Annotated in this window: 14 protein-coding genes; 3 read left to right on the forward strand and 11 right to left on the reverse strand. The window is 70.0% G+C overall.

All coding sequences use genetic code 11. The features are described from left to right. Window positions 1–196: 196 nt before the first annotated feature. The 8 genes from ABT095_RS32000 to ABT095_RS32035 all read right to left on the reverse strand — a co-directional run bounded on the left by ABT095_RS32000 (window position 197) and on the right by ABT095_RS32035 (window position 9686). Window positions 197–1735 (reverse strand): CoA-acylating methylmalonate-semialdehyde dehydrogenase, encoded by a 1539-nt coding sequence (locus tag ABT095_RS32000; protein ID WP_502885076.1) that lies wholly within the window; start codon window positions 1733–1735, stop codon window positions 197–199. A gap of 182 nt (window positions 1736–1917) precedes the next feature. Further along, the gene (locus tag ABT095_RS32005) at window positions 1918–2346 is read right to left on the reverse strand and encodes a hypothetical protein (RefSeq protein ID WP_350533067.1); all 429 of its coding nucleotides are present in this window, start codon (window positions 2344–2346) and stop codon (window positions 1918–1920) included. A 129-nt stretch (window positions 2347–2475) separates the two neighbouring features. Next, on the reverse strand, window positions 2476–3870 hold the full coding sequence (locus ABT095_RS32010; protein WP_350533068.1) for an NAD(P)/FAD-dependent oxidoreductase: 1395 nt from the start codon (window positions 3868–3870) through the stop codon (window positions 2476–2478). Between the two features lie 76 nt (window positions 3871–3946). Beyond that, entirely contained in the window at window positions 3947–4750 is an 804-nt protein-coding gene (locus ABT095_RS32015) for an ABC transporter permease (protein WP_350533069.1), read from the reverse strand. Next, window positions 4750–5673 carry an ABC transporter permease gene (locus tag ABT095_RS32020; RefSeq protein WP_350533070.1) on the reverse strand — a complete coding sequence of 308 codons (924 nt, stop codon included), beginning with the start codon at window positions 5671–5673 and terminating at the stop codon, window positions 4750–4752. The genes ABT095_RS32015 and ABT095_RS32020 overlap by 1 nt, the downstream gene beginning before the upstream one ends. Next, complete coding sequence (locus tag ABT095_RS32025; protein WP_350533071.1) at window positions 5670–6815, reverse strand: ABC transporter ATP-binding protein; 1146 nt, start codon at window positions 6813–6815, stop codon at window positions 5670–5672. The genes ABT095_RS32020 and ABT095_RS32025 overlap by 4 nt, the downstream gene beginning before the upstream one ends. Window positions 6816–6869: 54 nt before the next feature. Beyond that, window positions 6870–8123, reverse strand: coding sequence for a polyamine ABC transporter substrate-binding protein (locus ABT095_RS32030; protein WP_350533072.1), 1254 nt, complete (start codon window positions 8121–8123; stop codon window positions 6870–6872). 45 nt (window positions 8124–8168) lie between these two features. Further along, complete coding sequence (locus ABT095_RS32035) at window positions 8169–9686, reverse strand: gamma-aminobutyraldehyde dehydrogenase (RefSeq protein WP_350533073.1); 1518 nt, start codon at window positions 9684–9686, stop codon at window positions 8169–8171. Between the two features lie 312 nt (window positions 9687–9998). Here ABT095_RS32035 and ABT095_RS32040 point away from each other — a divergent pair, with 312 nt between their 5' ends. Next, window positions 9999–11648 (forward strand): PucR family transcriptional regulator, encoded by a 1650-nt coding sequence (locus ABT095_RS32040; RefSeq protein ID WP_350533074.1) that lies wholly within the window; start codon window positions 9999–10001, stop codon window positions 11646–11648. Window positions 11649–11675: 27 nt separating this feature from the next. On the opposite strand, the gene ABT095_RS32045 is transcribed toward ABT095_RS32040, so the two are convergent. The 3 genes from ABT095_RS32045 to ABT095_RS32055 form a co-directional block, all read right to left on the reverse strand. Further along, window positions 11676–12845: a polyamine ABC transporter substrate-binding protein gene (locus ABT095_RS32045; RefSeq protein WP_350533075.1), complete on the reverse strand. Its 1170-nt coding sequence runs from the start codon at window positions 12843–12845 to the stop codon at window positions 11676–11678. A 103-nt stretch (window positions 12846–12948) separates the two neighbouring features. Then, entirely contained in the window at window positions 12949–14307 is a 1359-nt protein-coding gene (locus ABT095_RS32050) for an aspartate aminotransferase family protein (RefSeq protein ID WP_350533076.1), read from the reverse strand. 121 nt (window positions 14308–14428) lie between these two features. Then, complete coding sequence (locus tag ABT095_RS32055; RefSeq protein ID WP_350533077.1) at window positions 14429–15874, reverse strand: gamma-aminobutyraldehyde dehydrogenase; 1446 nt, start codon at window positions 15872–15874, stop codon at window positions 14429–14431. A gap of 262 nt (window positions 15875–16136) precedes the next feature. Here ABT095_RS32055 and ABT095_RS32060 point away from each other — a divergent pair, with 262 nt between their 5' ends. After that, window positions 16137–16610 (forward strand): Lrp/AsnC family transcriptional regulator, encoded by a 474-nt coding sequence (locus ABT095_RS32060; RefSeq protein ID WP_104818485.1) that lies wholly within the window; start codon window positions 16137–16139, stop codon window positions 16608–16610. After that, window positions 16607–18001, forward strand: coding sequence for an aspartate aminotransferase family protein (locus tag ABT095_RS32065; RefSeq protein WP_350533078.1), 1395 nt, complete (start codon window positions 16607–16609; stop codon window positions 17999–18001). Before ABT095_RS32060 ends, ABT095_RS32065 begins: the two co-directional genes overlap by 4 nt. Window positions 18002–18166 lie beyond the last annotated feature (165 nt).

Genomic DNA, 18166 nt, shown 5'->3' on the forward strand with positions numbered 1-18166 from the left:
TGACTCCGCCGCGAGCGAAGTGGTGGTTCAAGGGATTGGCCGCCCCGGGACCGTCCGCGCTGCTGCGTGTCCGGTGCTCCCTGCCGAGCGACTAGGGAACACTACGCCGATCCGGCGACGCATGCAAACGTCCCCCAACCGGTGCTGGCGGATGGGGGACGTCGGCGCGAACGCCGGGCGGTGAGGCGCCTTGGCGCTACGCGTTCGTGGGGAAGCCCAGGTTGATGCCACCGTGCGACGGGTCGAGCCAGCGCTGGGTGACGGCCTTGCCTCGCGTGAAGAACTGGACGCCGTCGGCGCCGTAGGCGTGGGCGTCGCCGAAGAGCGAGGCCTTCCAGCCGCCGAAGGAGTAGTAGGCGACCGGGACGGGGATCGGCACGTTGATGCCGACCATGCCGACCTCGACCTCGTGCTGGAAGCGGCGGGCGGCGCCACCGTCGTTGGTGAAGATCGCGACGCCGTTGCCGTAGGGGTTGGCGTTGATGAGCGCCAGGCCCTCCTCGTAGGAGGCGACGCGGACGACCGAGAGGATCGGGCCGAAGATCTCGTCGTTGTAGACGGACATGCCCGGCTTCACGTGGTCGAACAGCGTCGGGCCGAGCCAGAAGCCGTCAGCCGTGGGAGTGCCGGAGGCGTCCTCGGCGGCGATCAGGTGCTTTCGGCCGTCCACGGCCAGCTCCGCACCGTCGGCCAGGCCGGATTCCACGTAGGAGGTGACCTTGTCGCGGTGCTGGCCGGTGACCAGCGGGCCCATCTCCGAGTCGCCGTTGCAGCCGGGGCCGACCTTGAGGGTGGCCATCCGCTCCTTGATCTTGTCGACCAGCTCGTCACCGATCGGGTCGACGGCGACCAGGACGGAGACGGCCATGCAGCGCTCGCCCGCCGCACCGAAGCCGGCGTTGATCGCGGCGTCGGCGGCCAGGTCGAGGTCCGAGTCGGGCAGGACCAGCATGTGGTTCTTGGCACCGCCGAGCGCCTGCACGCGCTTGCCGTAACGGGTGCCGGTCTCGTACACGTAGCGGGCGATCGGGGTGGAGCCGACGAAGCTGACCGACTTGATGTCGGGGTGCTCGAGCAGGCGGTCCACGGCGGCCTTGTCACCGTGCACGACGTTGAACACGCCGTCCGGCAGCCCGGCCTCCTTCCACAGCTGCGCGATGAAGTTGGCGGCCGACGGGTCCTTCTCGGAGGGCTTGAGCACGACGGTGTTGCCGGCCGCGATGGCGATCGGGAAGAACCAGAGCGGCACCATCGCCGGGAAGTTGAACGGCGAGATGATCGCGACCGGGCCGAGCGGCTGGCGGATCGAGTAGACGTCGATACCGGTGGAGGCCTGCTCGGTGAAGCCACCCTTGATCAGCTGCGGGATGCCGCAGGCGTACTCGATGACCTCCTGGCCGCGGGCCAGCTCGCCAAGGGCGTCCGAGTGGACCTTGCCGTGCTCGGAGACGATCAGCGAGGCCAGCTCGTCCTTGCGGGCGTTGAAGAGCTCGCGGAAGGCGAAGAGCACCTGGGTGCGCTTGGCGATCGAGGCGTGGCGCCACTCGGCGAAGGCCGAGGCGGCGGCGGACACGGCCTGGTCGACCTCGGCGATCTCGGCGAAGTCCACCTGACCGGTCACCTGGCCGGTGGCCGGGTCGAAGATGTCGCCACGGCGCGGGGCGGCACCCGCGGTCGGGACGAGGGCACCGTTGATCCAGTGGATGGTGTGCTTGTTCTCGATGGGCTTGCTCAAGGTCTTCTGCCTCCGAAGTCCGGTACGGCACACCGGCCGCCGGTCCATGCCGGTCCCTACCTACTGCGCCACCAGGTGTCGGCCCCGACGGCGGGAACACGGGCTACCGCGCTCTCCTCCCAGTCTCGACCGCGACCGGCGGCGGCTCAACGAGCAGCCTGACGGGTTTTCGAGATTCAGCCTTACAGGTCGTCCGGAGTGGACCCGGCTTGACGGCGGAGGTGCAGGCGGGCGGCGGCCTCGTGCAGGGCGAGCTCCAGGAGCAGCGGGTCGACCAGCCGCCCCGAGCCGTCCGGCGGCACCCGCCAGTGCAGCATGCTGCCGGGGTGCGGTACGGCCAGCCAGGTGCCTTGACCGGCGCTGCGGATGCCGGTGCCGACCCATCGGGCCGCCGTGCCGACGGGGACGAGGAAGCCGAGCTCGTCGCCGCTCTGGAAGACCGGGCCGCCGGTGAGGCTGGTGAGGTCGCCCAGGAGCCGGGGCACCAGCAGCACGTCCCAGCGCTGTCCGGCGGGGAGGAGTGTCACTCCGGCGGTGGCCCACTCCAGCCGGCAGGCCGCTGGGTCCGGCGCGGCCGCCGCCAGCCAGTCGATCGCGTTCTGCAGCTCCATGACCTGTCCTCTCGTCGGCCCCCCGAAGGAGGAGAGGGCGCAGGAGCCGGGGTCTTACACCGGTCGGCGGGAAACACCGAGGGGGCATGTGGCCCAAAGCCACACGCCCCCTCGGGAGCCCCAGGGCCCTCAGCTGTCGAAGCCGAGGCCCATCTTGTCCAGCGTCCGCAGCCAGAGGTTGCGGTGGCCGCCGTTGTGGTCGGAGCGGTCGAGGGACCACTTGGTCATCTCGATCCCGGCCCACCGGATGGGCTCGGGCGGGAACGGCAGCGGCTTGTTGCGGACCATCTCCAGCGCGGTGCGCTCGGTGGTCTCGCCCGAGAGCAGGTCGAGCATGACCTCGGCGCCGAAGCGGGTGGCGCCGACGCCGAGCCCGGTGAAGCCGGCGGCGTACGCGACCCGGCCCCGGTAGGCGGTGTCGAAGAAGGCGGAGAAGCGGGTGCAGGTGTCGATCGCACCGCCCCACGCGTTGGTGAAGCGCACGCCCTCGAGCTGCGGGAAGGTCTGGAAGAAGTGCCGGGCCAGGGTCTGGAAGGTCTCCGGCCGCTGGTCGTACTCGGCCCGCACCTTGCCGCCGAAGTTGTAGATGGCGTCGTAGCCGCCCCACAGGATCCGGTTGTCCGCGGAGAGCCGGAAGTAGTGGAACTGGTTGGCGCTGTCGCCGAGGCCCTGGCGCCGGCTCCAGCCGATCGCCGCCATCTGCTCCTCGTTCAGCGGCTCGGTCATCAGCGCGTAGTCGTACACCGGGGCGATGAAGGGGCGGACCCGCTTGACCAGGGACGGGAAGACGTTGGTGCCCAGTGCCACCCGGCGGGCGTACACCCGGCCGTAGGAGGTGCGGACGGCCATGCCGCTGCCGTACTCGGAGAGGTCGGTGGCCTGGGTGCGCTCGAAGACCCGGACGCCCTGGGCGACGCAGGCCGCCTTCAGGCCCCAGGCGAGCTTGGCGGGGTGGAGCATGGCCACCCCTTCCTTGTCCCAGATGCCGCCGAGGAAGGTCGGCGAGTCGACCTCGGCGCGCAGCTGGTCGGCGTCCAGGACGGTGAGGTCGAGGCCGTACTCGGCGACGGCCTCGGCGACCTCGTGCAGCTCGGCGAGCTGGTGGGGCTGGGTGGCGACGTCGATCTCGCCGGTGCGCTCCCACTCGCAGTCGATGCCGTACCGCAGAATCGCGTCCTCCATCGCCTGGAGGTTGGCCAGGCCCTGGCGCTCCAGCTCGCCGAGCTCGCCCGGCCAGCGCTGGAGCCCGTTGCCGAAGCCGTGGGTGAGGCTGGCCGCGCAGAACCCGCCGTTGCGCCCGGAGGCCGCCCACCCCACCTCGTGGCCCTCGATCAGCACGACGTCCAGCGAGGGGTCGCGCTCCTTGGCGATCAGGGCCGTCCAGAGCCCGGAGTAGCCGCCGCCGACGACGAGCAGGTCGCACTTGGTGTCGCCGACGAGAGCGGGCAGGGCCTCCGGCCGACCCGGATCCTCCAGCCAGAAGGGGGTGGGGCGGGCATCACTGAGCGCACGGGCAGAGTCCATGCTGTATCAGCTTCTTTCTGGTCCTGGAGGGGGTTGGAGGGTGGGGGGACGGGTCACGAGGTGAACGAACGAGTGGTCAGGCGCGTGCCTTGCGGCGGTTGCCGAGCCACTGACCGGCGACCGTCAGCACCACCGCGGCGATGAACATCGCGGTACCGATCACATTGACCTGCACCGGGATGCCGCGCTGGGAGGCGCCCCAGACGAACATCGGGAAAGTGACCGTGGTCGGTCCCGAGTTGAACTGGGTGATGATGAAGTCGTCGAAGGAGAGGGCGAAGCTGAGCAGCGCTCCGGCGGCGATGCCGGGGGCGGCCAGCGGGAGGGTGATCCGCAGGAAGGTCTGCGTGGGGGTGGCGTAGAGGTCCTGGGCGGCCTGCTCGAGCCGCGGGTCCATGCTCATCACGCGGGCCTTGACGGCTGTCACCACGAAGCTGAGGCAGAACATGATGTGCGCGATCAGGATGGTGAGGAAGCCGAACTGGATCCGCATGTTGAGGAAGAGCGTGCCCAGCGAGGCGGCCATGACCACCTCGGGCATGGCCATCGGCAGGAAGATCAGCGCGGTGGTCGCGGCCCGGCCGCGGAAGCGGTAGCGGGCCAGCGCGAAGGCGACCATGGTGCCGAGGACCGTGGCCCCCAGGGTGGCGAGCAGCGCGATCTGCAGGCTGAGCCCGAGCGAGCCGCACATGTCGGCCACGCCGCAGGGGTTGGTCCAGGCGTCGGTGGAGAAGTGGTTCCACTCGTAGTTGAACTTGCCCTCGGGCTTGTTGAACGAGAAGGCGAGGACCACGAGGTTCGGGACGACCAGGTAGGCCAGGGCGGCGACGCCGGCCAGCACGACGAGGTGCTTGCGCACCCACTTGACGATGCGGGACATCAGACCAGCTCCTCCGTCCCGGCCTTGCGCATGTAGACCGTCACCATGCCCAGGATGAGCGCCATCAGGATGAAGCTCAGCGCGGCGGCCGTCGGGTAGGCCAGCACGTTGAGGAACTGCTTCTGGATGCCGTTGCCGACCATCTGCTCGCTCGGGGAGCCCAGCAGCTGGGCGTTGATGTAGTCGCCCGAGGCGGGGATGAAGGTCAGCAGCGTGCCCGCGACCACGCCGGGGAGCGAGATCGGGAAGGTGACCTTGCGGAAGGTCGTGATCGGGCGGGCGTAGAGGTCGCCGGCGGCCTCGTGCAGACGCGGGTCGATCCGCTCCAGCGAGGTGTACAGCGGGAGGATCATGAACGGCAGGAAGTTGTAGGTCAGACCGCAGACCACGGCGAGCGGGGTGGCCAGCACCCGGTGCCCGGAGGTCAGGCCGACGGCGTCGGTGACCGCGAGCAGGTGCAGGTGGTTGAGCAGGCCGACCACCGGGCCGCCGTCCGCGAGGATCGTCTTCCAGGCCAGGGTGCGGATCAGGAAGCTGGTGAAGAACGGCGCGATCACCAGGATCAGGATGACGTTGCGCCAGCGCTTGTTGGCCTTGAAGGCGATCGTGTAGGCCAGCGGGTAGCCGATGGCCAGGCAGAGCACGGTGGCGATCGCCGCGTAGGTGAACGAGCGGACGAAGTGCCACTTGTACTCGACCAGGGCGTCCCAGTAGGTGCCGAAGTGCCAGGTCAGCTTGAAGCCCTGCTCCAGCGAACCGGTCTGCAGCGAGGTGGAGCCCTGGTAGACCATCGGGACCGCGAAGAAGACGACCAGCCAGGCGATGCCGGGCAGCAGCAGCCAGTAGGCGGTGAGCTTGCGGCGCGTCTTCCGTGGTTCGAGCGGTACGACCTGGGCCGGTGCGGCCTCGGTGGTGGTGGTCACGCGGCGTCCTCCCCCGTGCCGGCGTCGATCGCCTGCGCGGCGTCGAGGCCGAAGGAGTGGGCCGGGTTCCAGTGCAGGACGACCGGGGAGCCGGCGGCTATCCGGGTGTCCCGGTTCATGTTCTGCTCGAAGACGGCGATCTCCTGGCCGGTCTCGGAGCGCACCACGTACTGGGTGGAGACACCGATGAAGCTGGAGTCGACCACGGTGCCGGCGATCCTGTTGCGGCCCTCGGCGACCGGCTCGGAGGCGTGGTCGATGGTGAGCTTCTCGGGGCGCACGCCCAGGTAGACCTTCTTGGCGTCCGTGGCGCAGCGGGCCTTGGGTACCGCGAGGCGCACGCCGGAGGCGCTGAGCAGCAGGTCGCCGTCGCTGCTGCCGGTGACCTCGGCGGGGATCAGGTTGGACTGGCCGAGGAAGTTGGCCACGAAGGTGGTGCCCGGGTTCTCGTACAGGTCGGCGGGGGCGCCGAGCTGCTCGACCCGGCCGCCGTTCATCACCGCGATGGTGTCGGCCATGGTCATGGCCTCCTCCTGGTCGTGGGTGACGTGCACGAAGGTGATGCCGACCTCGGTCTGGATGCGCTTGAGCTCCAGCTGCATCTGGCGGCGCAGCTTGAGGTCGAGGGCGCCGAGCGGCTCGTCGAGGAGCAGCACCTGCGGGTGGTTGATCAGGGCTCGGGCGACGGCGACGCGCTGCTGCTGGCCGCCGGAGAGCTGGTGCGGCTTGCGACGGGCGTACTGGCCGAGCTCGACCAGCTCCAGCATGGACTCGACCTGCGCCTTGACGTCCTTCTTGCCGCGGCGGCGCAGGCCGAAGGCGACGTTCTCGAAGATGTCGAGGTGGGGGAAGAGCGCGTAGCTCTGGAAGACGGTGTTGACCGGCCGCTTGTAGGGGGGCAGGTCGGTGACGTCCTGACCGCCGATCAGGACGGTGCCGCTGGTGGGCTCCTCCAGGCCGGCGATCATCCGCAGGGTGGTGGTCTTGCCGCAGCCGGAGGCGCCGAGCAGGGCGAAGAAGGAGCCCTGGGGCACGGTCAGGTCCAGCGGGTGCACGGCGGTGAAGTCGCCGTAGGTCTTGCCGATGCCGGTGAGGCGGACGTCTCCGCCTGCCGTCGCCGCGTCGCGCAGCTGCTCAGTCATGGTGTCTCTCTGTCAGGAGGCCGTACGGGGGGCCGGGCCGGGTGTGGGGGGTGGTCAGGCGCCGATGAGCTTGGAGAACTTGTCCTCGAACTCGCTCTCCTCGGCCTCGGTGAGGCTGCGGAAGACGTGCGCCTTGGCGGCCATCTCCGCGGTGGGGAGCACGAGCGGGTTCTCCGCCATGTCGGGGGCGAGCTTGGCCAGCTCGTCCTTGATCCCGGTGACACCGGACACGTAGCCGATCGAGGCCGTGAGCTCGGCCGCGACCTTCGGCTGGTAGTAGAAGTCGATCAGCTTCTCGGCGTTCTTCTTGTGCTGCGCCTTGGCCGGGACGAGCATGTTGTCGGTGGAGGCGAGGTAGCCGTCCTCCGGGATGACGTACTCGATGTCGGGGTTGTCGGCGCGCAGCTGGATCAGGTCGCCGCCCCAGGCCAGGCAGGCCGCGATGTCGCCGGAGGAGAGCTCCTGGCCGTAGTCGTTGCCGGTGAACTTGCGGATCTGCTTGCTGTCCACGGCCTTCTGCAGCCGGGCGATGGCGCCGTTGTAGTCGTCGGCGGTGAACTTCTCCGGGCTCTTGCCCTGGGAGAGCAGCACCATGCCGACGGTGTCGCGCATCTCGGAGAGGAAGGTGACGCGGCCCTTCAGCTCCGGGTCGTCGAGCAGCTGGGCGACGCTGGTGACGGCCTTCCCCTTGGTGGCCTTCTTGTTGTAGGCGACCACGGTCTGGATGCCGGCCCAGGGGTAGGAGTAGAGGCGGCCCGGGTCCCAGTCCGGGGCCCGGAAGCGGGCCTCGAGGTTGGTGATGGCGTTGGTGACGTTGGCCATCTCCAGCTTCTCCACCCAGCCGAGCCGGATCAGCTTGCCCGCCATCCAGTCGGTCAGCACCATCAGGTCACGGCCGGTGTCCTGACCGGCCGCCAGCTGCGGCTTGACCTTGCCGAAGAACTCGACGTTGTCGTTGACGTCCTCGGTGTAGCGGACCTTGACGCCGGTGGCGGCGGTGAACTGGTCCAGGGAGGCGTGCTTCTCCTTGTCCTTGTCGTCCACGTCGATGTAGAGCGGCCAGTTGGAGAAGTTGACGACCTTCTCGGTGTCGGAGAGGTCCTTCGCCTGGTTGGCGGTGGAGTCACCGGTGGCGACGCTCTTGGCCGGCGGGATGCCGCAGGCGGCGAGCGAGCCCGCGCCGACGGCAAGTCCGGTGGCGCGCAGCAGGGTCCGCCTGGTCAGGGCGGCCCTGCCGTTGGTCATGCTGCGTTCCCACGCCTTGCGAACGGGCTCCGGCAGGCCGGCGGTTATCTCGTGGAGCTCCATGCGGGGACACCCTCCTGGGGGAAGAGGCAGAGGAGACGACGGGGGTTATCTGTCTCCGAAGATCGTGCGGTGCCAGTCCTTGCGGGCGACCGCCGTAGTGTCATACATGACGTGCTTGACCTGCGTGTATTCGTCGAGCGAATACTGCGACATGTCCTTGCCGTAGCCGGAGGACTTGTAGCCGCCGTGGGGCATCTCGCTGATGATCGGGATGTGGTCGTTGACCCAGACGCAGCCCGCCTGGATCTCCCGGGTGGCGCGCAGCGAGCGGTGGACGTCGCGGGTCCAGGCCGAGGCGGCCAGGCCGTAGGGGGTGTCGTTGGCGAGGCGCAGCCCCTCCTCGTCGCTGTCGAAGGGCAGCGCGACCAGCACCGGGCCGAAGATCTCGCCCTGGACGACCTCGCTGGTCTGGTCGACCCCGGTGATCAGGGTCGGCAGGTAGTAGGCGCCCTTGCTCAGGTCGGTGCCGTCGTGGCCGAGCGTGGGGGCCTGACCGCCCGTCACGACGGTGGCGCCGTAGCCGCGGGCCCGCTCGACGAAGCCGGCCACCCGGTCCCGGTGGGTGTAGGAGACCAGCGGGCCGAGGTCGGTCTGCGGGTTCAGCGGGTCGCCCAGGCGGATCGCGGCGAACAGCTCGGCAACGGCCGCGACGAAGGCCTCGTACAGCGGGCGCTGCACGTAGGCGCGGGTGGCGGCGGTGCAGTCCTGGCCGCTGTTGATCAGCGAGGCGGCGACCGCGCCGTGCACGGCGGCGTCCAGGTCCGCGTCGTCGAAGACCACGAAGGGGGCCTTGCCGCCGAGCTCCAGGTGGGTGCGCTTGACGGTGGCGGTGGCCAGCTCGGCCACGCGCTTGCCGACCGGGGTGGAGCCGGTGAAGGACACCATCGCCACGTCGGGGTGGGAGACCAGGCGCTCGCCGGCGGTGCGCCCGGCGCCGGTGACGATGTTGACCACGCCGTCGGGGATGCCGGCCTCGGTGCAGGCCCGGGCGAACATCAGCGAGGTGAGCGGGGTCAGCTCGGCCGGCTTGAGCACGATGGTGTTGCCCGCCGCGATGGCCGGGAGGATCTTCCAGGCGGCCATCTGGAGCGGGTAGTTCCAGGGGGAGATGGACCCGACCACGCCGATCGCCTCGCGGCGGACGTAGGAGGTGTGGTCGCCGGAGTACTCCCCGGCGGCCTTGCCCTCCAGGTTGCGGGCGGCGCCGGCGAAGAAGGCGGTGTTGTCCACCGTGCCGGGCACGTCGAACTCGGTGGAGAGCTTGATCGGCTTGCCGGTCTGCGCGGTCTCGACCCGGGCGAAGTCCTCGGCGTGCTCGGCCAGGATGCCGGCCAGCCGGTTCAGCGCCTCGGAGCGGGCGCCGGGGGTGGCACCCGACCACTCGGGGAGGGCAGCCCTGGCGGCGGCCACGGCCGCGTCCACATCGGCCTCGGAGGCGAGGGTGACCTGGCGGACGACGCTGCCGTCGGCGGGGTTGACGACCTGGAAAGGCTCGGTGCCGGTGCCTTCGGTCAGCTTGCCGCCGAGGTACTGCGCGCCTGCACTGAAGTCGGTCAGGTCCATGGGTTCTCCGTTCGTTCGTACTCAGCGGATCACCGGGTTTGCGCGATCCTGGCAGCTCAGCCTGGCTGCGACAAGGGATTCCGCGGTTGCGTTCTTGTTACGCAACGGAATCCGACAGTTACGCCCGTTCCCGGCCACGGCCGACCCGCTGACGATGCCCCGGATCAGCCGTGAGTGACAAGGGTCACTGCGGCAAGCCGCCGAGCAAGAGCCTTACACACTGCAAGGCTCCCGAGTGGGCAACAGACCGTCGCCACCAGCGATGATTCACCTGACAACCTGAACCCCCACTGCTCGGCTCGGAGGTCCCCCGTGCTCCCCACCGTCGCCCGTGTGCTCGATCTGGACGCGATGCGGCGCGGACTGCCCCAGGTGGTCGCGGGCGCCGCGCACCTGGAGCGCCCGGTGCGCTGGGTGCACGTCAGCGAGCTGCCCGACGTCGCCGGTGTGCTGCAGGGCGGCGAGCTGGTGCTGACCACCGGCATCGCGCTGCCCGAGGACCGGGACGGGCTGGCCCGGTACGTCCGGGAGCTGGACGAGGTCGGGGTGGCCGGGCTGGTGATCGAGTTCGGCCGGCGGTACTTCGACAGCCTGCCCCGGGCCCTGGTGCACGCCGCCGAGCAGCGCGGACTGCCGCTGATCGTGCTCCGCCGGGAGCTGCGCTTCGTGGCCGTCACCGAGGCCGTCCACGCGCTGGTGGTCAACGCCCAGCTGGAGCAGCTGCGCACCTCCGAGGCCGTGCACCAGGTCTTCAACGAGCTGGCCGTCGAGGGCGCCGAGCCGGCCGAGGTGGTCCGGCAGGTCGCCCAGATGGCCGGGGCGCCGGTGGTGCTGGAGAACCTGGCCCACCAGGTGCTGGCCCACGACCCGGCCGGGCGCTCCGAGGTGGAGCTCCTGGAGAGCTGGGAGCGCCGCTCGCGCGGGGTCCGCCCGCCGGGGCGCACCGGGCACGACCCGCGCAGCGGCTGGCTGGTCACCACCGTCGGCGCGCGCGGGCAGGACTGGGGGCGCCTGGTGCTCGTGGGCGAGCCCGGACCACTGCCCACCGACACCCCGCACCCGCACGCGATGCTGCTCGAGCGCGGCGCGGCCACCCTCGCCCTCAACCGGCTGGTGGTCCGCGACCGGGAGAGCCTGGAGCGCCAGACCCACCGCACCCTGCTCTCGGGCATCCTGACCCACGCGCTGACCGTCTCCGAAGTCGCGCTGCGCGCGCAGGCGCTCGGCGTGCCGCTGGAGGGCCGCCGGCTGGTCGGCGTGGTGCTGCGGGAGCGGCGCGGGCCGATCCCGGCCGCGCTGGAGGCGCAGGCCCGGCTGCGGGACTTCACCGAGCTGGCCGCCACCGCCGTCCGCGGCTGCCGGCTGGCGGCACTGGTCGGCGCGCTGGACGACGAAGGGGTCGGCCTGCTGATCGCGCTCGGCTCGCAGCAGGACGAGCACACCGCGCTGGAGGCCTTCGCGGCCGCCCTGCGCAAGCTCGCCGCCGAGGCCGCGCGCGGCGAGACGGCCCCCGAGCCGGTGATAGCGGTCGGCTCCTCGGTCGGCTCCGTCCGCGACGCCCGCCGCACCCTGCTCGAGGCCACCCAGGTCGCCGACGCCGCGCTGCACGAGGCCCCCGGCGGGCGCCCCGCCGCGTACTACCGCCTCCCGGACGTGCGCCTGCGCGGTCTGCTGCACCTACTGCGGGACGACGCCCGGCTGCAGACCTACGTCGAGCGCGAGCTGGGCCCGCTGCTCGCGTACGACGCCGAGCACGGCAGCCAGCTGGTCCAGATGCTGCGGATCTACCTGGAGCAGGGCCGGAACAAGTCCGCCGCGGCCGACGCCGCGCACCTGTCCCGGCCGTCCTTCTACGACCGCCTGCACAAGGTCGAGCGGATCCTCGCGGTCGACCTCGACCAGGTGGAGTCCTGCCTGTCCCTGCACGTGGCGCTGCTCGCACTCGATGCCGTGCGGCGCTGAGGCGAGGGGCGCGGAGCGCCCCCCGGTTCACACCCCGGCCACCTGGCCCCAGATCTGGTGCAGGCCCGGGCGCTCGTCGGCCGTGACGTCCCGCATGGTGTGCAGGCGGGCCCGCATCTCGTCGGTCGGGAACATCAAGGGCTCGTCGGCCATCGCCGCGGTGTCCGCGTCGTCGCTCTTGGCCAGCACCTCGCGGGCGGCCGGCACCGGGCAGATGTACTGCACGAAGGCGGCCAGCTCGGCGGCGACCTCCGGGTCGTAGTAGTAGTCGATGAGCTTCTCGGCGTTGGCCTTGTGGTCCGCGCGGTTGGGGATCATCAGGCTCTCGGCCCACAGCTCGGCGCCCTCCTCGGGCACCACGAACTCGATGTCCGGGTTCTGCGCCTTGAGCTGGATCGCGTCGCCCGAGTAGGCCTGACAGGCCACCGCCGCGCCCGAGGCCAGGTCGCTGGTGTAGTCGTTGCCGGTGAAGCGGCGGATGTGCTTGGTGTCCACCAGCTTCTGCACCTGGCTCATCACCTTGTGCGCGTCGTCCGCGCTGAACCTGGCGATGTCGGTGCCCTGGGCCAGCATCAGCAGCCCGAGCGCCTCGTCCATCCCGGCGAACAGCGTGACCCGGCCCTTGAGGTCGGGTGCCCACAGGTCCGAGGTCCTCCTGATCTCCCGGCCGAGCGTCTTGCGGTTGTAGGCGATGCCGGTCAGGCCCGACTGCCACGGCACCGAGTGCGAGCGGTCCGGGTCGAAGGCCGGGTGGCTCAGCTGCGGGTCGAGGTACTTGGTGACGTTCGGCAGGTTCGCCTTGTCCAGCGTCTGCACCCAGCCGAGCGCCACGTACCGGCCGGCCATCCAGTCGCTGATCACCATCAGGTCGCGCCCCGGGTCGCCGCCCTGGGCGAGCACCGGGCTGACCTTGCCGAAGAACTCGTCGTTGTCGTTGATGTCCTCGGTGTAGGTGACGTCGATGCCGGTGCGCTTCTGGAACTCCTCCAGCGTCGGCCGCTTCCCCGCCTTGTCGACGTCGATGTACTGCGTCCAGTTGGAGAAGTTCAGCTTCTTGTCCCGCTCCGAACGGTCGGCCGTGCCGCGCCGCTCCTCGGGGATGTACGCGGCGGGGATGCCGCAGGCAGAGAGGCTGCCCAGACCGAGCAGACCGGCGGCACCGAGGGCGGCGCGGCGGGACAGGGTGGCACGACGCATGGGGGGATCGTCTCCGTAGCTGCATGGACTCGAGGCTGGGCATGGCAAAGGGACGGCCCCGGGCAGAGCGCTGCCCGGGGCCGTTGGGGAGCTGGACCTGAGGTCAGACGGTGTGCGCGTCCGTCAGGGTGAGCACCTCGTCGAGGACGGCCAGACCCTCGCGGATCTCCTCCTCGGTGACGGTGCACGGCGGCACGACGTGGAACCGGTTCATGTTCACGAACGGCCACAGACCGCGCTTCTTGCAGGCGGCGGCGAGCTCGGCCATCGGCGCGTTGTCGGCACCGGCCGCGTTGTACGGCACCAGCGGCTCGCGGGTCTCGCGGTTCTTGACCAGGTCGAGCGCCCAGAAGACACCCAGGCCGCGCACCTCGCCGATCGAGGGGTGGCGCTCGGCCAGCTCGCGCAGGGCCGGGCCGAGCACGTTCTCGCCGATGTGCTTGGCGTGCTCCACGATGCCCTCCTCGGCCATCGTGTTGATCGTCGCCACGGCGGAGGCGCAGGCCAGCGGGTGGCCCGAGTAGGTGAGCCCGCCGGGGAAGGGGCGCTCGGCGAAGGTCGCCGCGATCGCCTCGGAGATCGCCACGCCGCCCAGCGGCACGTAGCCGGAGTTGACGCCCTTGGCGAAGGTCAGCAGGTCCGGGGTGACACCCCAGTGGTCGGCGGCGAACCACTCACCGGTGCGGCCGAAGCCGGCCATGACCTCGTCCAGGATGAAGACGATGCCGTACCGGTCGCAGATCTCCCGGACTCCCGCGAGGTAGCCCGCCGGCGGGATCAGAATGCCGGCGGTGCCGACCACGGTCTCCAGGATGATCGCCGCGATGGTGCCGGGGCCCTCGAAGGCCACCACCTGCTCCAGGTGCGCCAGCGCGCGCTCGCACTCCTGCGCCTCGTTCTCGGCGTGGAAGTTCGAGCGGTAGGCGTACGGGCCCCAGAAGTGCACGACGCCGGAGGTGCCGGTCTCGTTGGCCCAGCGGCGCGGGTCGCCGGTGAGGGCGATCGCGTTGGCGGTGGCGCCGTGGTACGAGCGGTAGGTGGACATCACCTTCTGGCGGCCGGTGTGCAGCCGGGCCATCCGGATGGCGTTCTCGTTCGCCTCGGCGCCGCCGTTGGTGAAGAAGATCTTGTTCAGGTCGCCCGGGGTGCGCTCGGCGATCAGCCGGGCCGCCTCGCTGCGGGCCTCCACGGCGAAGCCGGGGGCGATGGTGCAGAGCTTCGCCGCCTGCTCCTGGATCGCCGCGACCACCTTCGGGTGCTGGTGCCCGATGTTGGTGTTCACCAGCTGCGAGGAGAAGTCGAGGTAGCGGTTGCCCTCGTAGTCCCAGAAGTACGAGCCCTCGGCACCGGCCACCGGCATGGGGTCGATCAGCGCCTGGGCGGACCACGAGTGGAAGACGTGCGCGCGGTCGGCGGCCTTGACAGCCTGTCCGGCAGCCGGGTCAGCAGTGGGGATGCTCATGCCTGTAAGGCTAAGCAAGCCCCGTCCCGACGTGCAGATGCATCCTGTCAGGCGGACTGCTCCGAGGCCGACACCATGAAAAGGGGCGCACCGCTCAGCGGTGCGCCCCTTTGCTCCGGCCTTACAGCGCGGTCATGACGTGCTTCACGCGGGTGTAGTCCTCGAAGCCGTAGCCCGAGAGGTCCTTGCCGTAGCCGGACTTCTTGAAGCCACCGTGCGGCATCTCGGCGACCAGCGGGATGTGGGTGTTGATCCAGACGCAGCCGAAGTCCAGGCGGCGGGACATCCGCATGGCCCGGGCGTGGTCCTTGGTCCAGACCGAGGAGGCGAGGGCGAACTCGACGCCGTTGGCGTAGGAGACGGCCTGGTCCTCGTCGGAGAACTTCTGCACGGTGATGACCGGGCCGAAGACCTCGTTCTGGATGATCTCGTCATCCTGCTTCAGGCCCGAGACGACGGTCGGGGCGTAGAAGTAGCCGACCTCGCCGACCCGGTGGCCACCGGCCTCGACCTTGGCGTGGGCGGGCAGGCGCTCGATGAAGCCGGAGACCTGCTTCAGCTGGTTGGCGTTGTTGAGCGGGCCGTAGAGCACGTCCTCGTCGTCGATGCCACCGGTCTTGGTGTCGGCCGCGGCCTTGGCCAGCGCGGTGACGAAGTCGTCGTGGATCGACTCGTGCACCAGCACGCGGGTGGCGGCGGTGCAGTCCTGGCCGGCGTTGAAGAAGCCGGCCACCGAGATGCCCTCGACGGCCTCGGCGATGTCGGCGTCCTCGAAGACCACGACCGGGGCCTTGCCGCCCAGCTCCAGGTGGACGCGCTTGACGTCCTTGGACGCCGACTCGGCGACCTGGATGCCGGCCCGGACCGAGCCGGTGATGGAGGCCATCGCCGGGGTCGGGTGCTCGACCATCAGGCGGCCGCTCTCGCGGTCACCGCAGATGACGTTGAAGATGCCGGCCGGCAGCTCCATGTCCTTGAGGATGCCGCCGATGATCTCGGCCAGCAGCACGGTGGAGGCCGGGGTGGTGTCCGAGGGCTTGAGCACGACGGCGTTGCCCGCGGCGATCGCCGGGGCGAACTTCCAGACGGCCATCATCATCGGGTAGTTCCACGGCGCGACCTGGGCGCAGACACCGACCGGCTCACGGCGGATGATCGAGGTCATCCCGTCCATGTACTCACCGGCGGCCTTGCCCTCGAGCAGGCGGGCGGCACCGGCGAAGAAGCGGATCTGGTCCACCATCGGACCGATCTCCTCGGAGAGGGTCAGCCCGCGCGGCTTGCCGGTGTTGCGGCACTCGGCGTCGACGATCTCGTCGGCCCGAGCCTCGACCGCGTCGGCGATCTTCAGCAGCAGCTTCTGCCGGGTGCTCGGCGTGGCGTCGCGCCAGACCGGGAACGCCTCGGCGGCGGAGGCCATCGCGGCGTCGACGTCCGCGGCGCCGGACAGCGGCGAGGTGGCGTACACCTGGCCGGTCGTCGGGTCGACGATGTCCAGGGTGCGGCCGTCGGCCGCGTCGACGAACTCACCGTTGATGTAGTTGCGCAGCGTACGAAGCTCGCTCACGGGCTCTCTCCTCGGTCTGGGCCTGCCACGTTGCAGAACCGGCGCCAGGGTACCGGGCGCCGAGTGGCCGGGCTGTCGAAGCCGCGGTCCACTGGGTCTGTGCACGTCAGCGCGCGCACCCGGCAAGGGTACCTCTACCGCTGTTGGTATCGGCAGTGGTCATCTCGGGAGACAACGCAATCCGCATGCATTTTTCGAATCAACGACGAAATCAGCAGCAGGGCGGCTTGCACGGACGCGGGCGATCAGGCACAGTGGCGTCGTGGCCAACCGAGACCGGAACGCCAGCGTTCCCCTTGATGCCGCCTCCAAGGCGATCATCGAGCAGCTCCAGGAGGACGGGCGTCGCCCGTACGCCGCGATCGGCAAGGCCGTCGGCCTGTCCGAGGCGGCCGTGCGGCAGCGGGTCCAGAAGCTGCTCGACCAAGGCGTGATGCAGATCGTCGCGGTCACCGATCCCCTCACCGTCGGGTTCACCCGGCAGGCGATGGTCGGGATCCGCGTCGAGGGCGACGTCGAGCTCGTCGCGGACGCGCTGGCCGCCTTCGACGAGGTCGACTACGTGGTCTGCACCGCCGGCTCGTTCGACCTGCTGGCCGAACTCGTCTGCGAGGACGACGAGCACCTGCTCGAAATGATCAACAAGCGCATCCGCGCCCTTCCCGGCGTGCGGAGCACCGAGAGCTTCGTTTACCTGAAGCTCCGGAAACAGACCTACACCTGGGGCACCCGATGACAGCCGACCCGGCGCAGAAGGACCTTTCCAAGACCGCCTACGACCACCTGTGGATGCACTTCACCCGCATGTCGTCGTACGAGAACTCCCCCGTGCCGACCATCGTGCGCGGCGAGGGCACCTACGTCTGGGACGACAAGGGCAAGAAGTACCTGGACGGGCTCGCGGGCCTGTTCGTCGTCCAGGCCGGGCACGGCCGCGAGGAGCTGGCCGAGGCCGCCGCCAAGCAGGCCAAGGAGCTCGCCTTCTTCCCGGTGTGGAGCTACGCCCACCCGAAGGCCGTCGAGCTGGCCGAGCGCCTGGCGAACTACGCCCCGGGCGACCTCAACAAGGTCTTCTTCTCCACCGGTGGCGGCGAGGCTGTCGAGACCGCCTGGAAGCTTGCCAAGCAGTACTTCAAGCTGACCGGCAAGCCGACCAAGTACAAGGTCATCTCGCGCGCCGTCGCCTACCACGGCACCCCTCAGGGCGCCCTGTCCATCACCGGCCTGCCGGGCCTGAAGGCCCCGTTCGAGCCGCTGGTGCCGGGCACCCACAAGGCGCCGAACACCAACATCTACCGCGCCCCGGCGTACCTCGCGGGCCCCGACGGCACCGTCGACCCCGAGGCCTACGGCCGCTGGTGCGCCGACGAGATCGAGCAGGCGATCCTGTTCGAGGGCGCCGACACCGTCGCCGCCGTCTTCGTCGAGCCGGTGCAGAACGCCGGTGGCTGCTTCCCGCCGCCGCCCGGGTACTTCCAGCGCCTGCGCGAGATCTGCGACCGCCACGACGTGCTGCTGGTCTCGGACGAGGTCATCTGCGCCTTCGGCCGTCTGGGCACCATGTTCGGCGCCGACAAGTTCGGCTACGTGCCGGACATGATCACCTGCGCCAAGGGCATGACCTCGGGCTACTCCCCGATCGGCGCCACGATCATCTCGGACCGCATCGCCGAGCCGTTCTACAAGGGTGACAACACCTTCCTGCACGGCTACACCTTCGGTGGCCACCCGGTCTCCTCGGCGGTGGCGCTGGCCAACCTCGACATCTTCGAGCGCGAGGGCCTCAACCAGCACGTGCTCGACAACGAGTCGAAGTTCCTCGGCACGCTGAACAAGCTGCGTGACCTGCCGATCGTCGGCGACGTCCGCGGCAACGGGTACTTCTACGGCATCGAGCTCGTCAAGGACAAGGTCACCAAGGAGTCCTTCAACGACGACGAGATCGAGCGCGTGCTCTACGGCTTCCTCTCGAAGGAGCTGTACAACAACGGCCTGTACTGCCGCGCCGACGACCGTGGCGACCCGGTCATCCAGCTGGCCCCGCCGCTGATCTCCGACCAGTCGACCTTCGACGAGATCGAGCAGATCCTGCGGGTCACGCTGACCGACGCCTGGGCCAAGATCTGATCACCTGATCTTTCCGTCCCACCCTCCGCCGAAGGGCGGCCCCACTCCCCCGGGGCCGCCCTTCGGTGCAGCTATTTCCGGGCAAACACGCCGGATTAGGGGGGAATTGCCCCCGGATGGGTCAGTGTGCCGCAACCGCGGCGTGACTCTGTCGTTCTAATCTGA

The sequence above is a fragment of the Kitasatospora sp. NPDC002227 genome (genome assembly GCF_040296285.1).
Classification (GTDB): Bacteria; Actinomycetota; Actinomycetes; order Streptomycetales; family Streptomycetaceae; genus Kitasatospora.

Excerpts from the sequence above, each read along its gene's own strand:
- ABT095_RS32005 (WP_350533067.1), bottom strand. The coding sequence starts at position 2,346 with ATGGAGCTGCAGAACGCGATCGACTGGCTGGCGGCGGCCGCGCCGGAC.
- ABT095_RS32010 (WP_350533068.1), bottom strand. The coding sequence starts at position 3,870 with ATGGACTCTGCCCGTGCGCTCAGTGATGCCCGCCCCACCCCCTTCTGG.
- ABT095_RS32015 (WP_350533069.1), bottom strand. The coding sequence starts at position 4,750 with ATGTCCCGCATCGTCAAGTGGGTGCGCAAGCACCTCGTCGTGCTGGCC.
- ABT095_RS32025 (WP_350533071.1), bottom strand. The coding sequence starts at position 6,815 with ATGACTGAGCAGCTGCGCGACGCGGCGACGGCAGGCGGAGACGTCCGC.
- ABT095_RS32030 (WP_350533072.1), bottom strand. The coding sequence starts at position 8,123 with ATGGAGCTCCACGAGATAACCGCCGGCCTGCCGGAGCCCGTTCGCAAG.
- ABT095_RS32035 (WP_350533073.1), bottom strand. The coding sequence starts at position 9,686 with ATGGACCTGACCGACTTCAGTGCAGGCGCGCAGTACCTCGGCGGCAAG.
- ABT095_RS32045 (WP_350533075.1), bottom strand. The coding sequence starts at position 12,845 with ATGCGTCGTGCCACCCTGTCCCGCCGCGCCGCCCTCGGTGCCGCCGGT.
- ABT095_RS32050 (WP_350533076.1), bottom strand. The coding sequence starts at position 14,307 with ATGAGCATCCCCACTGCTGACCCGGCTGCCGGACAGGCTGTCAAGGCC.
- ABT095_RS32065 (WP_350533078.1), top strand. The coding sequence starts at position 16,607 with ATGACAGCCGACCCGGCGCAGAAGGACCTTTCCAAGACCGCCTACGAC.